The sequence below is a fragment of the Enterobacter sp. BIGb0383 genome, assembly GCF_003751845.1.
GTDB lineage: Bacteria > Pseudomonadota > Gammaproteobacteria > Enterobacterales > Enterobacteriaceae > BIGb0383.
Genome location: NZ_RJKQ01000002.1, coordinates 1,402,770 through 1,422,604 on the forward strand (window position 1 = coordinate 1,402,770; position 19,835 = coordinate 1,422,604).

A 19,835-nucleotide genomic window follows, 5' to 3' on the forward strand; every position below is an offset into this window, starting at 1 on the left:
CATAAACGCCCCCTCCTTTGCGAGGGGGTTTTTAGTTATATTCGCCAAACACCTCTTCTACCATCCCGTTCACCAGCCGCATTGCCGAACAGAGTCTTGGCATTCCCAGCGCAACCGTCTGCCAGCTTTGGGTCACCGACCAGCTCAGAGGATGACGCTCCGCATCGCACCAGCCGCCAAGCCAGCCCAGCATCTCTTTATGTTCGACCAGTCCGCTGCCGGTACTGCCCGGCGTGGTCAGCCACTGATGATAAAAGTGGCGCGTCGCCGGAGAGGCGTTCACGCTCTGGGCCAGAAGCTGGGACGCCATCACGCTGACATTGTCTTTCAGCAGCTGGGTCACCTCGCTGTTTGCCAGCCGACAGGCGTCGCCAAACGCCCCCCAGCGCAGTTCCTCCAGCGCGATATAGCAGCGTCCGGCCAGGGACCAGCCGTTATACTGGCCCGTTTGCCAGCGGGTGAATACCTGCTCGCTATGTTCACCAGCCTGCACCACCAGCCCGCGCTGGGACAGCGCCCGCTGCTTATGCGCGGCCCGCTGGCGAAACTGTGCGCCAACCTTCGCGTACTGGGCCTGAAGCGTTTCCGTGCCGACGCCTTTAAGCTGGAGCGTCTCCAGATAGTCGCCCATGCGGGTCAGCGCCAGATGCCCGGGATCGAGCATACCTGCCAGTTTCTCCGCCAGACCCAGCCGCATCCCGGGATTTTCACTGAACATCCCCGACATGGCCCAGGGCCGCAGCCGGGTCTGGGTCATGATTTCATTCATCAGCCGTTCGCGAAAAACCTGCTGCTGCGCGGCGACGGGTGCCAGACGTGGGTTATCAATGCCCAGCACCAGCTCGACCATAAACTTAGGATGAATAGATTCCAGCGCGTGGCCGGGACCCTCCAGCAGTGTTGTGCTCATGCTTGCTCTACCGAAAAAAGAGTCTGGATATCGTCACGCAGCAAATGGGCGTCCTCCTGGATCCAGCGCGCCGCGCTCAGGCAGTGCTGTAGCTGATGGCTTAACGCCTGCACGGTCGATTCGCTCTGCTGGCGCAGCAGCAGGCTGTCCTGGAGGCTTTTCTGTAAACCGCCCAGGCTTTGTGAAAACTCAGCAAAGAAGCTGGCCATTCCCGCCGTGACGGAGACATCAACCTGCGCCGACAGCGCCTTGAGGATCTGCGCGCAGAACTCGCGAACGTGTTGAACCAGCTTCTCTTTTAAACTGGAGACATCAATGATGTAGCGGGTCCGGGTGACCACATAGTCGTCCCAGCCCCAGTTGGGATTGTTTAGCCAGCGCGACATCGTCTCCCGCACGCTGCTCACCCGTGAATGTGCGGCGAGCGGCAAGTCTTCTGCGGCGATAACGCCGTTAAACAGCTGCGGCGTGTTGAAGTTAAGCACTCCGGCCTGAAATGCCGGAAGGGAAATGCGCGTATGGAATCCCGCTTCGCTCAGCTCGCTTTTTAGCCGCATTTCGATGGGCCGCATGGCGTCATTGAGCGATCGCGTCAGGGTGGTTTCCAGCTGGTTAAAGCGCAGCCCCAGCTCCTGAGTCAGGGTTTGCTGCGCGCCCAGCAGGATCATTTCACAGGCGGAGCGGATTTTACTCAGTACTACCTGCGCCTGGCTTTCGTCATCAAGCACCAGCTGGCCACGTCCGGATTCGCTGTCCCGACGCATTTCCGCCCGGTTAAGCGCGGCCAGCGTCGCCAGCTTGTCGTCGCTGAAGTAGCCGTCAAATGCCTGCAGAATGTCACTCTGCTGCCGATCGATAAAGCTTTCCGCCGCGCCGATTGCCTGCTCCACCTCATGGTGGATCTCGCCCATCACGTTCTCCTGACGGACCTGTATCTGGGTCATATCCTCTTCGAGGCGCACAATATTGAACTGCAGCTTTTCATAGGCGATGGTCAGCCCCTGATAGCGGAACTCAAGGTATTCCCGTGCACTCTGGGAGTAATTCAGCAGTTTGTGCGACGCGGAACGCAGCGCATAAAGCGAGGCATTAGCATGGGCGGCGTGCAGCAGAGTGCGGATCGGCTGCTCGAACAGCGAGTCTTCCCACAGAAGATCCGCCGCATGGCGAATATGCTCCTGGTCATCAAGATCCGCCAGCCGCCAGCGGCGTCCCAGCGCGGCCTCGGCGAAATCCTGTACCCAGCGCTGTTCTTCTGCATCGGGCAGCTTACCGTTCATAATCAGCTCATAGCGCGCACGGTTCGCCAGGTAGCCCCACATCGACGACACGGGGAAAATGCGTCCCGGCGTAATAAAGCCTTTCATCAGGGTGCTGGAAATCAGCGCCCGTACCTGTTCAGCATCGTCGCTATTACGATCCTTTTGATCGAACTTATTCACCAGCGCATAGAGCGGTACCGCTTTGCCCACCGCCGCGATGGCCTGCCGCACTTCCTGATCGGAGATCGACTTCAGCTGGGTGTAATCCATCACCGCCAGCACCGCAGACGCGCGTGCCAGCTGTTCATCAAGCATTTTTTGCAGGTGCGGCTGTCCGGCTTCATTCGGCCCCGGCGTGTCCAGCAGCGTCAGCTGGCCCGGATTGCTGCCAAGCCCCGAAAGATGGACAAACTCCACTTCAATCACCGGAATATGTTCGATGGCGGCATAGTCGGCGAAGGGGAAGTCCACCTCCAGCGCCCGCGACAGCCGTACCAGATCGTTAAGGCTTTTCAGGCAGTGAAAAATAGGCTGCGCGCCGAGATAGTGGCGTTCAAAGGCCATCCCGTTCTGAATGCGCTCCAGCAGCACGATCATGTCCTTGTCGATTTCCAGCCGCTGCGCCAGGCTGTCTCTGTCGATGCGCCCGAGCTGATGCTGTAACTGGTGCATCAGGGCTTCAATCGGGCCGACGTGGGAGAAATGCAGGATCGGCTCTTTTTGCCCCGGCGTATGGCGGATCAACGTCGGCAGCGCCGTCATCGGGCGGTTGCGGTTCGGCAGCACTTCGGTGCCCACGATAGCGTTGATAGTGGTGGACTTGCCGGCCTTCATGGTGCCAACAATCGCCAGCACCATTTCAAGCCGCGTGACCTTGTGTAATTCATTATGCAGCGTCGCCTGCTGCGCCTCGATGCCACGGGTGCTGAAATGCAGCGGATGAATATTGGCGCGCTCGCCGCCGGGCTGCGTGGCAGGATCGTCCAGCGCCGCCATAGGCATGCTCTGTAGCGTCTGCAGGTTGTGCAAAGCCAGCTGAAGCAGGCGCTCGGCCTCCTGGCTCAACTCATATATTGTCTGTGTGTGCATGGTTAAGTCTTTCCTTAACGCAAATTTTATTACTTTTATTTAGCCATTTTTTTAATTACTAAAAATTCGGCTTTTATAATTACGTGTGGAAAATAGCTATAAAAATCAACACAAAAGAAGCAACCAGAAATATAATTATCTGTCTGCTGGCTAAAAGATTGGTGCTCCCGTCCCCGCAGAGACCGGAAGATACTCAGCGTAGCGCATTCTCAGGAATAATCAGGATATATCATCATGTCAGTTAACCCGCGCCGGAAGAGAAGGTTTTCGTCATAAGAAAACGAAATAATCACCGGGTTTACGGGTAGGTTATAGCCACATGAGGTGCATTTATCTCACCATATCTGAAATAACTGAGGGTAGCAATTTCCCTAATCAAATATTCTCAGGGTTTCAGCCCGGCGCGTCGTCTTCTGCGCGCAGGTTGCACAGCGCCGGTAATTACACCGGTAAAGCATAGGGAATTGCGGTATACTTGCCGCCTTTTTCGGCAACGCCGATTTTTGACCGGATACGCCGGTCCTGTCAGTTCATTTATGAGGATATCCCTGATGCAACTTCCCCACTGCCCGCAATGCCAGTCCGAATATACCTATGAAGATAACGGCATGTATATCTGCCCGGAGTGCGCACATGAATGGAACAACGCGGAGCCGACGCCGGATGCCGACGTCCTGATCGTTAAGGATGCGAATGGCAACCTGCTGGCCGATGGTGATAGCGTGACGGTGGTGAAAGACCTGAAGGTGAAGGGCAGCTCTTCCATGCTGAAGATCGGCACCAAAGTGAAAAGCATTCGCCTGGTCGAAGGCGATCACAACATCGATTGCAAGATCGACGGCTTCGGCCCGATGAAGCTTAAATCCGAATTTGTGAAAAAAAGCTGATTTTTGGGTCTGAGCCCGTATTCAGTAACATTATCGTCATACTTCTTCGCCACGATGAGGTCACCTGTTTGGGAGACCTCATTAATGACATTGAACACCACCTTTACCCTACCGCTTCAGGACGCACAGCAAAGCGCGCGTCGTCTGCTCAAAGCCATGAGCGAACCTGGCACCATCGTCAGCCTGCACCGTCTGAAATATGGTTGGCAGCCGCTGAGCCTCGCCACCACGAGTCTGCTGCTGACCCTGGCCGACCAGGAGACACCGGTCTGGTTCTCCCCGCGCATGGCCAACGATATCGTCAGCTCGAACCTGCGTTATCACACCGGCGCGCCGCTGGCTGATAAGCCGCAGGAGTCGGTTTTTGCCGTGGCCGATGATGCGATAAGCCAGGAACAACTTAATGCGCTGATTGCCAACGGTAATCCGCTTACGGACACCAGTTCCGCCCTGATTCTGCAGGTTCCGGCCCTGAGCGGCGGGCTGATGCTGCGCCTGACCGGCACCGGTATTGCGGAAGAACGGATGATCGCCCCGCTGCTGCCCGACTGCATTATTCATGAAATGACGGAACGTTCGCACCCCTTCCCTCTGGAGCGCGACCTGATTCTGACCTGCGGCGAGCGCCTGCTGGCTATCCCGCGCACTACCCATGTGGAAGTCTATTGATCCCGATGTTCAATAGCCGCAATAGCGTCAACGCGCGTCTGATGACGACCGCCTTCAAAGGTGGCGTCCAGCCAGCTATCAACGATCATTTTCGCCAGCTCTAAACCCACCACCCGCGAACCAAACGCCAGGATATTGGTGTCGTTATGCTGGCGGGAAAGCCGAGCGGAGTAAGGTTCGCTGCACACCACCGCCCGGATCCCCGGGAATTTATTGGCGGTAATCGAGATCCCGACGCCGGTGCCGCAGATCAGCACGCCGCCGTCCACCTCGCCATCGATCACCGCCTGCGCCACGGCGCTGGCGTAGCGCGGATAATCCGTTCGATCCACGGACCAGGCGCCTTTATCAATCACCTCGACGCCTCTCGCCTGCAGATGCGCCAGAATTTCTTCTTTAAGGATAAAGCCGACATGATCGCAACCAAACGCTATCTTTTTCATCGCTGCCTCGCATTATTGCTGACTTTACAAACCCGGTGAGTTTTGTGATTTAAGACCGGTTTACTGCTGAATAAAACCGCAAAATCACCGGGTCTGGCGTCAGTTCTACACGGCATCATTTTACAAAGCAAGCGTGTTTATGCTGATTCTGGTCAGACCAACGCAATATAAATCGAAAGGCCAAATCAATATAATTTATTGTTTTTAAATGAATTTAAACAATAAAACCCTCAACACCCACTCAATCAAAACTTCACAAAACCACAAACTTTATGAATTTATAATTTTTGTGAAGTTGACAGCATCTTTTTTGTTTATGCTGTGATGATATAGTGTCGTCTTCAATTTTATGGACAAGAGAGTGCGATGAGTCAGTCAGAGTTTGATCAAGGCTTTCCCAACGGCATCGGCCTCGCCCCGTATCTGCGCATGAAGCAGGAAGGGATGACGGAGAACGAAAGCCGTATTGTGGACTGGTTACTGACACCGGGTAATCTGAGCGACGCGCCGGCCATCAAGGATGTCGCTGAAGCCTTAACCGTATCGGAAGCGATGATCGTTAAGGTGTCGAAACTGCTGGGCTTCAGCGGCTTTCGCAACCTGCGTAGCGCGCTGGTTGACTACTTTTCGCAGTCCGAGCAGGTGTTACCTGCTGAACTGGCTTTTGATGAAGCACCGCAGGATGTGGTGAACAAGGTGTTCAACATTACGTTGCGCACCATTATGGAAGGACAGTCGATCGTCAATGTGGATGAGATCCACCGCGCCGCCCGCTTCTTTCACCAGGCGAAGCAGCGCGATCTCTACGGCGTCGGCGGGTCTAACGCCATCTGTGCTGATATACACCATAAGCTGCTGCGTATCGGTGTCCGAAGCCAGGTGTATCAGGATGCGCACATCATGATGATGTCCGCGTCACTGCTCCAGGAAGGTGACGTGGTTCTGGTGGTGTCGCACTCCGGACGCACCAGTGATTTAAAAGCAGCGGTCGAACTGGCGAAAAAGAATGGCGCAAAAATTATTTGTATTACCCATAGCTATCATTCGCCGATCGCTAAACTTGCAGACTTTATTATTTGCTCGCCAGCACCAGAGACCCCTTTATTGGGACGCAATGCCTCAGCACGGATATTACAATTAACACTACTGGACGCCTTTTTTGTTTCAGTAGCCCAACAAAACATTGAACAGGCTACAGTCAATATGGAAAAGACCGGTGCGATAGTTGATTTCTTCTCACCGGGCGCACTGAAGTAAGACAAAAAAGGTGAGTCTCATATTATGAGGCTCACCAAAATAAACCCTATAAGAGAATACTGCTATGAATAAATATCTGAAAATATTCAGCGGCGCCGCTATGGGCTTAATGCTGTCCACCAGTGCATTCGCCGCCGCCGATTACGCCATAGTATTAAAAACCTTATCTAATCCGTTCTGGGTGGATATGAAAAAAGGTATTGAAGACGAAGCAAAAACCCTCGGCGTTAGCGTGGATATTTTTGCCTCACCGTCTGAAGGCGATTTTCAGTCTCAGCTGCAGTTATTCGAAGATTTAAGCAATAAGAATTATAAGGGTATTGCCTTTGCACCGCTCTCCTCGGTGAATCTGGTGATGCCGGTTTCCCGCGCCTGGCAAAAAGGCATTTACCTGGTCAATCTCGATGAAAAAATCGATATGGACAACCTGAAAAAAGCGGGCGGTAACGTTGAGGCCTTCGTCACCACCGATAACGTCGCCGTGGGGTCCAGAGGCGCGAACTTTATTATTAAAACGCTCGGTGATGCCGGCGGTGAAGTCGCTATTATTGAAGGTAAAGCCGGTAATGCTTCCGGTGAAGCGCGCCGCAACGGTGCCACCGACGCCTTTAAAAAAGCCAGCCAGATCAAGCTGGTCGCCAGCCAGCCCGGCGACTGGGATCGCATTAAGGCGCTGGATGTCGCGACCAACGTACTGCAGCGTAACCCGAACCTGAAAGCCTTCTACTGCGCCAACGATACCATGGCAATGGGCGTGGCCCAGGCCGTGGCTAACGCAGGCAAAACCGGCCAGATCATGGTCGTCGGCACCGACGGTATTCCGGAAGCCCGTAAAATGGTTGATGCCGGGCAGATGACCGCCACCGTCGCGCAGAACCCGGCGGATATCGGTGCAACCGGCCTGAAACTGCTGGTCGATGCCGCGAAGACCGGCAAGGTTATCCCACTGGATAAAACGCCGAAGTACAAGCTGGTTGATTCCATTCTGGTTACGAAGCAATAAGATAACGCAGTCCTTTATCCTCTCCTTCCGGAGAGGATAAACATAGTGAGGTTGATTATGGTCACGCCATATATATCGATGGCGGGGATCGGCAAATCCTTTGGTCCGGTTCACGCATTAAAATCGGTTGATTTAACTGTTTATACCCATGAGATCCATGCGTTATTAGGGGAGAATGGTGCCGGTAAATCAACATTAATGAAAGTGCTGTCGGGTATTCATGAACCGACTAAAGGTTCCATCGCAATTAATAACGTTAATTACGATAAGCTGGATCATAAACTGGCGGCCCAGCTTGGTATCGGCATTATTTATCAGGAACTCAGCGTTATTGATGAATTAACCGTGCTGGAAAACTTATTTATTGGTCGTCATCTGACAAAAAAAGTGTGTGGCATTAACGTGATTGACTGGAAAGAGATGCGCGTTCGTGCGGCGATGATGCTGCTGCGCGTCGGCTTAAAGGTAAATCTCGAAGAGAAAGTGGCGAACTTATCCATTAGCCACAAGCAGATGCTGGAAATTGCTAAAACCTTAATGCTCGATGCCAAAGTGATCATTATGGACGAGCCGACCTCCTCGCTGACCAATAAAGAGGTCGACTACCTGTTCCTGATTATGAATCAGCTGCGCAAAGAGGGCACCGCTATCGTCTATATCTCGCACAAGCTGGCGGAGATCCGCCGCATCTGCGATCGCTATACGGTGATGAAGGATGGCAGCAGCGTCTGCAGCGGGATGGTCAGCGACGTCAGCAATGATGAAATCGTCCGCCTGATGGTCGGTCGCGAGCTGCAAAACCGTTTTAACGCGATGAAAGAGAGCACCGGCAATATCGTGCGCGACACGGTATTCGAAGTGAAAAACGTCACCAGCCGCGATAAGAAAAAGGTCCGTGATATCTCCTTTAGCGTTAACCGTGGCGAAATTCTTGGCTTTGCCGGGCTGGTCGGCTCCGGGCGCACCGAGCTGATGGACTGCCTGTTCGGCGTTGATAAGCGCAGCAGCGGCGAAATTCGCCTCAACGGCAAGGTTATCTCGCCCCGCTCACCGCTGGACGCACTGAAAAAAGGCATGGGCTACATCACCGAAAGCCGCCGCGACAACGGCTTCTTTCCCAACTTCTCCATTGCGCAAAATATGGCGCTTAGCCGCAGCCTCAAAAACGGCGGCTATAAGGGTGCGATGGGGCTGTTCCACGAATCCGATGAGGGCAACATCGCCGAACAGCAGCGACAGCTGCTGGGGCTGAAATGCCACTCGGTCGGGCAGAACATTACCGAGCTGTCCGGCGGTAATCAGCAGAAGGTGCTGATTTCCAAATGGCTGTGCTGCAACCCTGAGGTCATCATCTTCGATGAACCAACCCGTGGCATCGACGTCGGCGCCAAAGCCGAAATTTATAAAGTGATGCGTCAACTGGCCGACGACGGAAAAGTCATCCTGATGGTGTCATCCGAACTTCCTGAAATTATCGCCGTCTGCGACCGCATCGCCGTGTTCTGCGAAGGGCGACTGACGCAAATCCTGACCAATCGCGACGATATGAGCGAAGAGGAGATTATGGCATGGGCATTACCTCAAGAGTAAAAGGCGAGGCGAGCGAGAAAAAGCCGTTTAATTTCGCCCTGTTCTGGGACAAATACGGCACCTTCTTTATCCTGGCGATTATCGTGACGATCTTCGGCGGCCTGTCGCCGGAGTATTTCCTGACCACCAATAATATCCGACAGATCTTTGTCCAGAGCTCGGTGACGGTGCTGATCGGCATGGGGGAATTCTTTGCCATCTTAGTGGCCGGGATCGACCTCTCCGTCGGCGCAATCCTCGCACTTTCCGGGATGGTGACCGCGAAACTGATGCTGGCCGGCGTCGACCCGTTCACGGCGGCGCTGATCGGCGGTGTATTGGTCGGCGGCGCGCTGGGCGCGATCAACGGCTGTCTGGTCAACTGGACCGGTCTGCACCCGTTTATCATCACCCTCGGCACCAACGCCATCTTCCGCGGCATCACGCTGGTGATCTCCGATGCCAACTCGGTCTACGGGTTCTCATTCGACTTTGTGAACTTCTTCGCCGCCAGCCCGCTCGGTATTCCGGTGCCGGTGATCTTCTCCCTGATTGTGGCGCTGATCCTCTGGTTCCTGACCACCCGTATGCGGCTGGGACGCAATATCTATGCCCTCGGCGGGAATAAAAACTCCGCTTTCTACTCCGGTATTGATGTGAAGTTCCACATTCTGGTGGTGTTCATTATCTCCGGCGTGTGTGCGGGTCTTGCGGGAGTTGTTTCCACCGCTCGCCTCGGGGCCGCAGAGCCGCTGGCCGGAATGGGCTTCGAAACCTACGCCATCGCCAGCGCTATTATCGGCGGCACCAGCTTCTTTGGCGGCAAGGGCCGTATTTTCTCGGTGGTGATTGGCGGCCTGATTATCGGCACCATCAACAACGGGCTCAATATTCTACAGGTACAAACCTACTACCAGCTGGTGGTGATGGGTGGGCTGATTATCGCCGCCGTTGCCCTCGACAGACTGATCAGTAAATAAATTCGTCGTATTCCAGGAGTTAATTATGAAGATCTCTCCCTCGCTGATGTGTATGGATCTGGTGAAATTTAAAGAACAGATCGAGTTTATCGACACCCATGCTGACTACTTCCATATCGACATTATGGACGGCCATTTTGTCCCTAATCTGACCCTGTCGCCGTTCTTTGTCAGCCAGGTCAAGAAGCTGGCCAGCAAGCCGCTGGACTGCCATCTGATGGTCACCCGGCCACAGGACTATATCAGCCAGCTGGCAAGCGCGGGCGCGGACTTTATCACCCTGCATCCGGAAACCCTTAACGGCCAGGCCTTCCGCCTGATCGAAGAGATCCGCCGTCACGGTATGAAAGTCGGACTGATCCTCAACCCGGAAACCCCGGTCGAGGCAATGAAATACTATATTCATAAGGCGGACAAGGTGACGGTGATGACCGTCGACCCGGGCTTTGCCGGACAGCCGTTTATTCCGGAAATGCTGGATAAGATTGCCGAGCTGAAAGCCTGGCGCGAGCGCGAAGGTCTGAGCTACGAAATTGAGATCGACGGATCCTGCAACCAGGCGACCTACCAGCGTCTGATGGCGGCGGGTGCAGATGTCTTTATCGTCGGCACTTCCGGGCTGTTTAACCACGCCGAGCAGATTGATGATGCCTGGCAGGTGATGGCCCAACAGATCCTGGCGGCGAAAAACGAGGGTCAACCTCATGCGCGAACAGCATAAGGTCGTGGCAGGCGTGGATATGGGCGCGACCCATATCCGCTTTTGCCTGCAGGCCGAGGACGGGACGGTGCTGCACTGTGAAAAACGCCGTACCGCCGAGGCGATTGAAGGTGGCGTGGTGGCCGGTATCAGCGCACTGATCCTGGCCCAGAGCGAACGCCTGCAGGCCCGCTGTCTCGGGCTGGTCATGGGGTTTCCGGCGCTGGTTGGCCGGGATAAGCGCACGGTGATCTCGACGCCTAATCTGCCGCTGACAGCGGAAACCCTGGCCAGTCTTGCCGACCAGCTGGAAACGGCCCTGGGCTGCCCGGTAGAGTTCGCCCGCGACGTCAACCTGCAGCTCTCCTTCGACGTGCAGGAGAACGATTTGGCCGACGGCCAGGTGCTGGCGGCCTATCTCGGTACCGGAATGGGCTTCGCCATCTGGCTGAACGGTGCGCCCTGGACCGGTGCGCACGGCGTAGCCGGTGAACTGGGGCATATCCCGCAGGGCGATATGCAGCAGACCTGCGCCTGCGGCAACCCAGGATGCCTGGAAACCGTCTGTTCCGGGGTGGCGCTGCGCCGCTGGTATGAACAGCAGCCCCGCGAGTACGACCTGGGCGATCTCTTTCTCCATGCCGTCGATGAACCCTTTGTGCAGGCCCTGTTGCACCATGCCGCACGGGCGATAGCCACCAGCATCAATTTGTTCGACCCGGATGCGGTGATCCTCGGCGGCGGGGTGATGGATATGCCCGGCTTCCCACGGGACACGCTGATAGCCCTGACGAAGCAGCACGTTCGCCGTCCCCTGCCCTGGCAGGCAGTGCGCTTTATCGCCGCATCCTCCTCTTCGTTTAACGGTGCCCGGGGTGCTGCCGCCCTCGCCCACAGTCAGTTTATCACCCGCCAGTAATCCTCCGGCGGGCCACGCAAAAACAGACGTTGCCCGCCGGAATCTGCCCTTACCCTGTTCTTCGTCAGGGTTTTGACCAAAACTCGCCCGTAATATCCGGCAATACCCACAATAAACATATTGCTTATCGCGTGCATAATGCATGCTCAGGACCCTTCGATTCACGGGAGCGAAGAGATGGAAAAAATCATGACGGTTTGTCCCTACTGCGCATCAGGCTGCAAAATCAACCTGGTCGTGGAGAACGGCAGTATCGTCCGGGCGGAAGCGGCTCAGGGGAAGAACAACCAGGGTACGCTATGTCTGAAGGGCTATTACGGCTGGGATTTTATTAACGATACCCGGATCCTGACCCCGCGCCTGCAAACGCCGATGATTCGCCGCAAGCGCGGCGGAAAGCTGGAATCCGTCAGCTGGGACGAAGCCCTGGACTACGTGGCCGGGCGCCTGAGCGCCATTAAGGCCAAACATGGCCCTGACGCTATCCAGACCACCGGCTCGTCACGCGGCACGGGGAATGAAACCAACTATGTGATGCAGAAATTTGCACGCGCCGTTATAGGTACCAATAACGTCGACTGCTGCGCACGCGTCTGACACGGCCCTTCGGTTGCAGGTCTGCACCAGTCGGTCGGCAATGGCGCAATGAGCAATGCCATCACGGAAATTGACAATACGGATTTAGTGTTCGTCTTCGGTTACAACCCGGCGGACTCACACCCCATTGTGGCGAATCATATTCTGAACGCCAGACGCAACGGGGCGAAGATTATCGTCTGCGATCCGCGCAGAATCGAAACGGCGCGTATTGCGGATATGCACCTGGCGCTGAAAAACGGCTCAAATATCGCCCTGCTGAACGCCCTCGGCCACGTGATGATCGCCGAGAACCTGTATGACGCGGCCTTTGTCGCCGGACGTACCGAAGGCTTCGAGGAGTACCGCAAAATCGTCGAGGGCTATACGCCGGAATCGGTGGAAAGCATTACCGGCGTCAGCGCAGCGGAGATCCGCCAGGCGGCACGTCTGTATGCCACGGCGAAGACCGCCACTATCCTGTGGGGAATGGGTGTCACCCAGTTTTACCAGGGGGTGGAAACCGTTCGCGCCCTGACCAGCCTGGCGATGCTGACCGGCAACCTCGGGAAGCCCCACGTCGGGGTCAACCCGGTGCGCGGCCAGAACAACGTTCAGGGCGCCTGCGACATGGGCGCGCTGCCGGATATCTATCCCGGCTACCAAAGCGTCAGAGTCCCGGAATACCGGGAGAAGTTTGCCCGGGCCTGGGGCGTAGAAACCCTGCCGGAGGAGCCTGGCTATCGCATCAGCGAGTTGCCGCACAGGGTCGCTCACGGCGAGGTTCGTGCGGCGTATATTATGGGCGAAGACCCGCTCCAGACCGATGCAGAGCTTCCGGCCGTGCGCCAGGCCTTTGCCGATATGGAACTGGTTATCGTCCAGGATATCTTTATGACCAAAACCGCTGCGGCAGCGGACGTGATCCTGCCCTCAACGTCCTGGGGCGAGCATGAAGGGATCTATACCGCAGCCGACCGCGGCTTCCAGCGCTTCTTTAAGGCGGTCGAACCGAAGTGGGACCTGAAAACCGACTGGCAGATTATCAGCGAAATCTCGACCCGAATGGGCTACCCGATGCACTACGACAATACGCAGCAGATTTGGGACGAGCTACGCCATCTCTGCCCCGGCTATCTCGGTGCCACCTATGAGAAAATAGGTGAGCTGGGCTATATCCAGTGGCCGTGTCGGGATGAGTCAGAGGCGGACCAGGGCACGTCGTATCTGTTTAAAGAGCGCTTCGATACCCCGAACGGGCTGGCCCAGTTCTATACCTGTGACTGGGTTGCGCCAATCGACAAGGTGACGGAAGAGTTTCCGATGGTGCTCTCCACGGTGCGCGAAGTGGGCCACTACTCCGGCCGATCGATGACCGGCAACTGCGCGGCGCTGGTCGCGCTGGCGGACGAACCGGGCTATGCGCAGATCAACACCGCCGACGCCGAACGGTTAGGGATTGAAGATAACGCCCTGGTCTGGGTCACGTCACGTAAAGGACGGGTTATCACCCGCGCTCAGGTCAGCGAACGGCCGAACAAAGGCGCGGTGTATATGACCTACCAGTGGTGGATTGGTGCCTGTAACGAGCTGGTGGCGGAAAACCTCAGTCCGATAACCAAAACGCCGGAGTATAAGTACTGCGCCGTGCGCGTGGAGTCTATCGCCGATCAGCATGCCGCCGAGCAGTATGTGATTGATGAGTACGACGCGCTGAAGGCCAGGCTGCTGGAGAGTGCGCAGGGGTAATAAACAAAAACGCCGGAGCAGTGCTCCGGCGTTTTTATAGGTAAAGACAGCTTACGAGTTTGCGGTCTTATCGAATTTGCCCAGCACCTCACGCTCATAGGCCAGCGCTTTGTTGCGGTCAAACTTGTGTTCCCACTTGGCAATCACCAGCACCGCCAGTGCATTGCCCACCACGTTCAGCGCCGTACGCGCCATATCGAGGATACGGTCTACGCCCGCAATAAAGGCCAGGCCTTCCAGCGGAATACCGACGCTGCCGAGCGTGGCCAGCAGTACCACAAAGGAGACGCCTGGCACGCCTGCAATCCCCTTCGAGGTGACCATCAGCGTCAGGACCAGGATAATCTCCTGCCCAATCGACAGTTCAATACCGTACAGCTGGGCAATAAAGATCGCCGCGATGCTCTGGTACAGGGTAGAGCCGTCGAGGTTAAAGGAGTAGCCGGTCGGCACCACAAAGCTGGTGATCGACGCCGGTGCGCCGTAGGCTTCCATCTTCTCGATAATACGCGGCAGCACGCTTTCGGAGCTGGCGGTCGAGTAGGCCAGAATCAGCTCATCCTTCAGGATGCGGATCAGCGTCCAGATACTCAGGCCGCACATCCGCGCCACCAGGCCCAGCACCACCAGCGCAAAGAACAGGATCGCCGCATAAACCAGGATAACCAGCTTGGCGAGCGGCCACAGGGACGCAAAGCCGAAGTTAGCCACGGTCACCGAGATCAGCGCAAATACACCGACCGGCGCGTAGCGCATCACCATATGGGTGACTTTGAACATGGTTTCCGAGATAGAGCGGAACACGGTCACCAGCGGCTCGCGATGGGCGGACGGCAGGGACGACAGGCCCAGACCAAAGAGCACCGAGAAGAAGATAATCGGCAGCATATCGCCCTTCGCCATCGAGGCAACGATATTGGTCGGGACCAGCGACAGAATGGTGCCCATCAGGCCATGCGCGTGGCTCTGCACTTCCGCCGTGGTGCTCTGGTATTTCGAAATATCCACCGTTGCCAGCTGGGACATATCAATGCCCGCGCCCGGCTGGAACACATTCGCCAGCGTAATGCCGAGAATAATGGCCACCGTGGTGATCACTTCGAAATAAAGAATGGTTTTAGCACCAATGCGCCCGAGCTGTTTCGCATCACCGACGCCTGCAATCCCCACAATCAGTGTGGAAATAACAATCGGCACCACGATCATCTTGATCAGATGGATAAAAATATCACCGGCGGGCGACAGCAGATTGGCAATCAACCAGTCACGGCTTTCGCTGTGATAATGCAGGTAGCTGCCCAGCAGAATACCCAGTATCAGGGCCAGCAAAATTTGCCAGGCCAGGCTGACTTTCGTTTTTCTCATATAACAAACATCCTCAATGAAGCGCCATTCCCATGTTTGTGTTGCAGAACGACACATACTGAAAGGGGTAATTCGTATTGCGGGGTTTTTCAACGCGCAAAATAAGTACCATCTGTATGGCATTCTGCGCAACCTTTTAAGAACAGGGCATTTCACTGAAATTAGCCATTAAAACGCTAATTTCTTCCAATAATCATACATAACTTATTGTTATGGAAAAGAATTATAAGTGGGTATTTTTGATAATTGAGATAAGAAATTATTTTAGTTAAAAGAATCAGTTGCCGTATTTTCATACAATTCAGCCATTGCGTGATCCATCGCGCAAATAATAAACAAAGCCTGTAGCGCTCCTGTAATTAACGTTTACGTGACATATCCTTAACATCTTACAAGGAGAACAAAAGCTATGAGCCAGGTACATAAACACGATATTCCCGCAAATATTGCGGCACACTGCCTGATTAATCCGGACCAGTATGAGGCACGGTATCAGCTGTCCGTTAGCGATCCCGAAACCTTCTGGGGTGAAGAGGGGAAAATCCTCGACTGGATAACGCCGTACAGCAAAGTCAAAAACACTTCCTTCGCGCCGGGCAACGTCTCCATTAAATGGTATGAAGACGGCTCCCTTAACCTTGCCGCGAACTGCCTGGATCGCCATCTGCAGACCCAGGGCGACAGAACCGCCATCATCTGGGAAGGCGATGACGCCAGCCAGAGTAAGCACGTCACGTATCGCGAACTGCACCGCGACGTCTGCCGCTTCGCCAATGTCCTGCAGCAGCTGGGCATTAAGAAAGGCGACGTGGTCGCCATCTATATGCCGATGGTGGTAGAAGCCGCCGTGGCGATGTTGGCTTGCGCACGTATCGGTGCCGTTCACTCAGTTATTTTCGGCGGTTTCTCGCCGGAAGCCGTGGCCGGCCGCATCGTTGATTCCAGCTCGAAGCTGGTGATCACCGCCGATGAAGGTATCCGCGCGGGCCGCTCTATTCCGCTGAAAAAGAACGTCGACGACGCCCTGAAAAACCCCAACGTCAAAAGCGTTGAACACGTGGTGGTCTATAAACGCACCGGCGGAAAAATTGACTGGCAGGAAGGCCGCGACCTGTGGTGGAGCGACCTGCTGGACGCCGCCAGCGACCAGCATCAGCCGGTCGCCGTGAACGCTGAAGACCCGCTGTTTATCCTCTACACTTCCGGCTCCACCGGGAAACCCAAAGGCGTGCTGCACACTACCGGCGGCTACCTGGTCTATGCAGCCACCACCTTTAAATACGTCTTCGATTACCATCCGGGCGAGGTTTACTGGTGTACGGCGGACGTGGGCTGGGTCACCGGCCACAGCTATCTGCTTTACGGCCCGCTGGCCTGCGGTGCAACCACGCTGATGTTCGAAGGGGTGCCAAACTGGCCGACCCCGGCGCGTATGTCCCAGGTGGTCGACAAGCATAAGGTCAATATTCTCTATACCGCCCCGACGGCGATCCGCGCCCTGATGGCCGAAGGCGACAAGGCGATTGACGGCACAGACCGCTCATCTCTGCGCATCCTCGGGTCGGTGGGCGAGCCGATCAACCCGGAAGCCTGGGAGTGGTACTGGAAGAAAATCGGCAAGGAGAAATGCCCGGTGATGGACACCTGGTGGCAGACCGAAACCGGCGGCTTTATGATCACCCCGCTGCCCGGTGCTATCCCTCTGAAAGCCGGTTCCGCTACCCGCCCGTTCTTCGGCGTGCAGCCTGCGCTGGTGGATAACGAAGGTAACGCCCTTGAGGGCGCCACCGAAGGCAACCTGACCATCGTCGACTCCTGGCCAGGCCAGGCACGTACCCTGTTCGGCGACCATGAGCGCTTCGAGCAGACCTACTTCTCCACCTTTAAAAATATGTACTTCAGCGGCGACGGCGCGCGTCGTGACGAGGACGGTTATTACTGGATAACCGGCCGCGTGGATGACGTGCTGAACGTTTCCGGCCACCGTCTCGGTACCGCCGAAATCGAATCGGCGCTGGTCTCGCACCCGAAAATCGCCGAAGCGGCGGTGGTCGGTATTCCTCATAGCATCAAGGGCCAGGCGATCTACGCCTACGTCACCCTGAACCATGGGGAAGAACCGACGCCGGAGCTGTACGCCGAGGTGCGCAACTGGGTACGTAAAGAGATAGGCCCGCTGGCGACGCCGGACGTACTGCACTGGACAGACTCACTGCCGAAAACCCGCTCCGGCAAAATCATGCGCCGTATTCTGCGCAAAATCGCCGCTGGCGATACCAGTAACTTTGGCGATACCTCTACGCTTGCCGATCCGGGCGTAGTGGAAAAACTGCTCGAAGAGAAGCAGACCATCGCCATGCCATCCTGACCGCCCATCCCTCTCCCATTCCGGGAGAGGGAATAAAATAGTCCCTCCCCAAATGGAGACTCTGTGATGAATGAAATTTATCAGCAGATAGAAAACAGTGCGCATTTTAAGGAGCTGGTCGAAAAACGGCAGCGTTTCGCCGCCATTCTTTCGTTGATTATGCTGGTGATTTACGTCGGCTTTATTCTGCTGATCGCCTTTGCACCGGGCTGGCTGGGAACGCCCCTGCACGCGGGCACCAGCGTCACACGCGGTATCCCGATAGGGATCGGCGTCATCGTGATCTCTTTTGTTCTGACCGCCATTTATGTCTGGCGGGCTAACGGTGAGTTTGAACGACTCACCAATGCGGTGCTGCGTGAGGTGAAGTCATCATGAAAAGAGTCCTGACGGCGCTTGCCGCCACCCTGCCCTTTAGCGCTATCGCAGCCGATGCGCTGACCGGTGCCGTAGAGCGCCAGCCTACCAACTGGCAGGCGATTATCATGTTCCTGATCTTCGTGGTGCTGACGCTGTACATTACGTACTGGGCCTCAAAGCGCGTCCGCTCCCGTAACGATTACTACACCGCCGGGGGCAACATCACCGGTTTCCAGAACGGCCTGGCGATTGCCGGTGACTTTATGTCGGCGGCTTCGTTCCTAGGGATTTCTGCGCTGGTGTATACCTCCGGCTACGACGGGCTGATTTACTCCCTCGGCTTCCTGGTTGGCTGGCCGATTATTCTCTTCCTGATCGCCGAACGCCTGCGTAACCTCGGCCGCTATACCTTTGCCGACGTGGCCTCTTATCGTCTGAAGCAGGGCCCGATTCGTATCCTGTCGGCCTGCGGTTCGCTGGTGGTCGTTGCGCTCTATCTGATTGCCCAGATGGTCGGCGCGGGCAAGCTTATCGAACTGCTGTTCGGCCTGAACTACCACGTCGCGGTGGTGCTGGTCGGCGTACTGATGGTGATGTACGTACTGTTCGGTGGGATGCTCGCCACCACATGGGTACAGATCATCAAAGCCGTACTGCTGCTGTTCGGTGCCAGCTTTATGGCCTTTATGGTCATGAAGCACGTGGGCTTTAGCTTTAATAACCTGTTTAACGAAGCGATGGCCGTCCACCCGAAAGGCGTGGCGATTATGAGCCCCGGCGGGCTGGTTCAGGACCCGATATCCGCCCTGTCGCTGGGTCTGGGTCTGATGTTCGGTACTGCCGGTCTGCCGCATATTCTGATGCGTTTCTTCACCGTGAGCGATGCGCGTGAGGCGCGTAAGAGCGTACTCTATGCCACCGGTTTTATGGGTTACTTCTATATCCTGACCTTTATCATCGGCTTCGGTGCCATCATGCTGGTGGGCGCGAACCCGGCGTTTAAAGACGCGGCGGGACAGCTTATCGGCGGCAACAATATGGCGGCGGTTCATCTCTCTGATGCGGTCGGCGGTGACCTGTTCCTCGGCTTTATCTCCGCCGTGGCCTTCGCCACTATTCTGGCGGTGGTGGCCGGGCTGACCCTGGCCGGTGCCTCTGCGGTGTCACATGACCTCTATGCCAACGTCTTCCGTAAAGGCGCGAGCGAACGTCAGGAGCTGCGGGTATCGAAGATCACCGTGCTGGTGCTGGGGGTGGTGGCGATCCTGCTGGGGATCCTGTTTGAAAATCAGAACATCGCCTTTATGGTCGGGCTGGCCTTCTCCATCGCCGCCAGCTGTAACTTCCCGATTATTCTGCTGTCGATGTACTGGTCGAAGCTGACCACCCGTGGAGCGATGATCGGCGGCTGGCTTGGCCTGCTCACGGCGGTGATCCTGATGATCCTCGGCCCGACAATCTGGGTCAAAATCCTCGGACATGCCACGGCGGTCTTCCCTTACGAATACCCGGCGCTGTTCTCTATCGCCGTCGCCTTTGTCGGGATCTGGCTGTTCTCAATCACCGATAACTCCGAAGAAGGCAAGCGCGAGCGCGAGCGTTTCCGCGCCCAGTTTATCCGTTCCCAGACCGGGATCGGCATCGAACAGGGCCGCGCCCACTAAGCCTTTACGCCCTTCCCCGGTCGCCCGACCGGGGATCACATTTTTGTCCGTGTGGCGTGAGCAAC

At 56.0% G+C, this 19,835-nt stretch carries 16 protein-coding genes; 12 read left to right on the plus strand and 4 right to left on the minus strand.

The features are described 5' to 3' along the window. Nucleotides 1–31: 31 nt before the first annotated feature. The gene (locus EDF81_RS15025) at nt 32–910 is read right to left on the minus strand and encodes a diguanylate cyclase regulator RdcB family protein (protein WP_123348908.1); all 879 of its coding nucleotides are present in this window, start codon (nt 908–910) and stop codon (nt 32–34) included. Beyond that, nucleotides 907–3,261, minus strand: coding sequence for a clamp-binding protein CrfC (gene crfC, locus EDF81_RS15030; RefSeq protein WP_123348909.1), 2,355 nt, complete (start codon nt 3,259–3,261; stop codon nt 907–909). Before crfC ends, EDF81_RS15025 begins: the two co-directional genes overlap by 4 nt. Nucleotides 3,262–3,812: 551 nt before the next feature. On the opposite strand from crfC, the gene EDF81_RS15035 reads away from it, so the two are divergent. Together EDF81_RS15035 and phnH are read left to right on the plus strand one after the other, a co-directional pair. Then, nucleotides 3,813–4,148 (plus strand): zinc ribbon domain-containing protein YjdM, encoded by a 336-nt coding sequence (locus EDF81_RS15035; RefSeq protein ID WP_123348910.1) that lies wholly within the window; start codon nt 3,813–3,815, stop codon nt 4,146–4,148. Nucleotides 4,149–4,232: 84 nt separating this feature from the next. Beyond that, nucleotides 4,233–4,817: a phosphonate C-P lyase system protein PhnH gene (gene phnH, locus EDF81_RS15040; RefSeq protein WP_123348911.1), complete on the plus strand. Its 585-nt coding sequence runs from the start codon at nt 4,233–4,235 to the stop codon at nt 4,815–4,817. Here phnH and rpiB read toward each other — a convergent pair. Next, a complete protein-coding gene (gene rpiB, locus EDF81_RS15045; RefSeq protein WP_123348912.1) occupies nt 4,811–5,260 on the minus strand; it encodes a bifunctional allose-6-phosphate isomerase/ribose-5-phosphate isomerase RpiB in 450 nt (149 codons plus the stop codon). The two genes, phnH and rpiB, sit on opposite strands and share 7 nt — an antisense overlap. A gap of 366 nt (nt 5,261–5,626) precedes the next feature. Between rpiB and alsR the strand changes: the two genes are divergently transcribed. From alsR to fdhF, 7 genes are all read left to right on the plus strand, one after another. Then, nucleotides 5,627–6,517, plus strand: coding sequence for a D-allose utilization transcriptional regulator AlsR (alsR, locus tag EDF81_RS15050; protein WP_123348913.1), 891 nt, complete (start codon nt 5,627–5,629; stop codon nt 6,515–6,517). Between the two features lie 64 nt (nt 6,518–6,581). Further along, on the plus strand, nt 6,582–7,520 hold the full coding sequence (alsB, locus tag EDF81_RS15055; protein WP_123348914.1) for a D-allose transporter substrate-binding protein: 939 nt from the start codon (nt 6,582–6,584) through the stop codon (nt 7,518–7,520). Between the two features lie 57 nt (nt 7,521–7,577). Continuing rightward, nucleotides 7,578–9,110: a D-allose ABC transporter ATP-binding protein AlsA gene (gene alsA, locus EDF81_RS15060; RefSeq protein ID WP_123348915.1), complete on the plus strand. Its 1,533-nt coding sequence runs from the start codon at nt 7,578–7,580 to the stop codon at nt 9,108–9,110. Beyond that, nucleotides 9,089–10,069 carry a D-allose ABC transporter permease gene (alsC, locus tag EDF81_RS15065; RefSeq protein WP_123348916.1) on the plus strand — a complete coding sequence of 327 codons (981 nt, stop codon included), beginning with the start codon at nt 9,089–9,091 and terminating at the stop codon, nt 10,067–10,069. Before alsA ends, alsC begins: the two co-directional genes overlap by 22 nt. A gap of 25 nt (nt 10,070–10,094) precedes the next feature. Continuing rightward, nucleotides 10,095–10,790: a D-allulose 6-phosphate 3-epimerase gene (gene alsE, locus EDF81_RS15070; RefSeq protein ID WP_123348917.1), complete on the plus strand. Its 696-nt coding sequence runs from the start codon at nt 10,095–10,097 to the stop codon at nt 10,788–10,790. Then, nucleotides 10,774–11,688 (plus strand): allose kinase, encoded by a 915-nt coding sequence (gene alsK, locus EDF81_RS15075; protein ID WP_123348918.1) that lies wholly within the window; start codon nt 10,774–10,776, stop codon nt 11,686–11,688. Before alsE ends, alsK begins: the two co-directional genes overlap by 17 nt. A 177-nt stretch (nt 11,689–11,865) precedes the next feature. Further along, on the plus strand, nt 11,866–14,013 hold the full coding sequence (gene fdhF / locus EDF81_RS15080) for a formate dehydrogenase subunit alpha (protein ID WP_123348919.1): 2,148 nt from the start codon (nt 11,866–11,868) through the stop codon (nt 14,011–14,013). A gap of 51 nt (nt 14,014–14,064) precedes the next feature. Here the strand turns inward: fdhF and gltP are convergent, their stop codons facing one another. Then, a complete protein-coding gene (gltP, locus tag EDF81_RS15085) occupies nt 14,065–15,378 on the minus strand; it encodes a glutamate/aspartate:proton symporter GltP (protein ID WP_123348920.1) in 1,314 nt (437 codons plus the stop codon). A 409-nt stretch (nt 15,379–15,787) separates the two neighbouring features. Here gltP and acs point away from each other — a divergent pair, with 409 nt between their 5' ends. The 3 genes from acs (at nt 15,788) to actP (ending at nt 19,770) form a co-directional block, all read left to right on the plus strand. Beyond that, nucleotides 15,788–17,746 carry an acetate--CoA ligase gene (gene acs, locus EDF81_RS15090; RefSeq protein WP_123348921.1) on the plus strand — a complete coding sequence of 653 codons (1,959 nt, stop codon included), beginning with the start codon at nt 15,788–15,790 and terminating at the stop codon, nt 17,744–17,746. Nucleotides 17,747–17,809: 63 nt separating this feature from the next. Then, nucleotides 17,810–18,124, plus strand: coding sequence for a DUF485 domain-containing protein (locus EDF81_RS15095; protein ID WP_184999496.1), 315 nt, complete (start codon nt 17,810–17,812; stop codon nt 18,122–18,124). After that, complete coding sequence (actP, locus tag EDF81_RS15100; protein ID WP_123348923.1) at nt 18,121–19,770, plus strand: cation/acetate symporter ActP; 1,650 nt, start codon at nt 18,121–18,123, stop codon at nt 19,768–19,770. Before EDF81_RS15095 ends, actP begins: the two co-directional genes overlap by 4 nt. Nucleotides 19,771–19,835 lie beyond the last annotated feature (65 nt).

Coding starts and splice junctions, on each gene's coding strand:
- actP (WP_123348923.1), top strand. CDS start 18,121: ATGAAAAGAGTCCTGACGGCGCTTGCCGCCACCCTGCCCTTTAGCGCT.
- EDF81_RS15035 (WP_123348910.1), top strand. CDS start 3,813: ATGCAACTTCCCCACTGCCCGCAATGCCAGTCCGAATATACCTATGAA.
- crfC (WP_123348909.1), bottom strand. CDS start 3,261: ATGCACACACAGACAATATATGAGTTGAGCCAGGAGGCCGAGCGCCTG.
- alsB (WP_123348914.1), top strand. CDS start 6,582: ATGAATAAATATCTGAAAATATTCAGCGGCGCCGCTATGGGCTTAATG.
- EDF81_RS15025 (WP_123348908.1), bottom strand. CDS start 910: ATGAGCACAACACTGCTGGAGGGTCCCGGCCACGCGCTGGAATCTATT.
- alsK (WP_123348918.1), top strand. CDS start 10,774: ATGCGCGAACAGCATAAGGTCGTGGCAGGCGTGGATATGGGCGCGACC.
- alsE (WP_123348917.1), top strand. CDS start 10,095: ATGAAGATCTCTCCCTCGCTGATGTGTATGGATCTGGTGAAATTTAAA.
- gltP (WP_123348920.1), bottom strand. CDS start 15,378: ATGAGAAAAACGAAAGTCAGCCTGGCCTGGCAAATTTTGCTGGCCCTG.
- alsR (WP_123348913.1), top strand. CDS start 5,627: ATGAGTCAGTCAGAGTTTGATCAAGGCTTTCCCAACGGCATCGGCCTC.
- phnH (WP_123348911.1), top strand. CDS start 4,233: ATGACATTGAACACCACCTTTACCCTACCGCTTCAGGACGCACAGCAA.
- alsC (WP_123348916.1), top strand. CDS start 9,089: ATGGGCATTACCTCAAGAGTAAAAGGCGAGGCGAGCGAGAAAAAGCCG.
- alsA (WP_123348915.1), top strand. CDS start 7,578: ATGGTCACGCCATATATATCGATGGCGGGGATCGGCAAATCCTTTGGT.
- rpiB (WP_123348912.1), bottom strand. CDS start 5,260: ATGAAAAAGATAGCGTTTGGTTGCGATCATGTCGGCTTTATCCTTAAA.
- acs (WP_123348921.1), top strand. CDS start 15,788: ATGAGCCAGGTACATAAACACGATATTCCCGCAAATATTGCGGCACAC.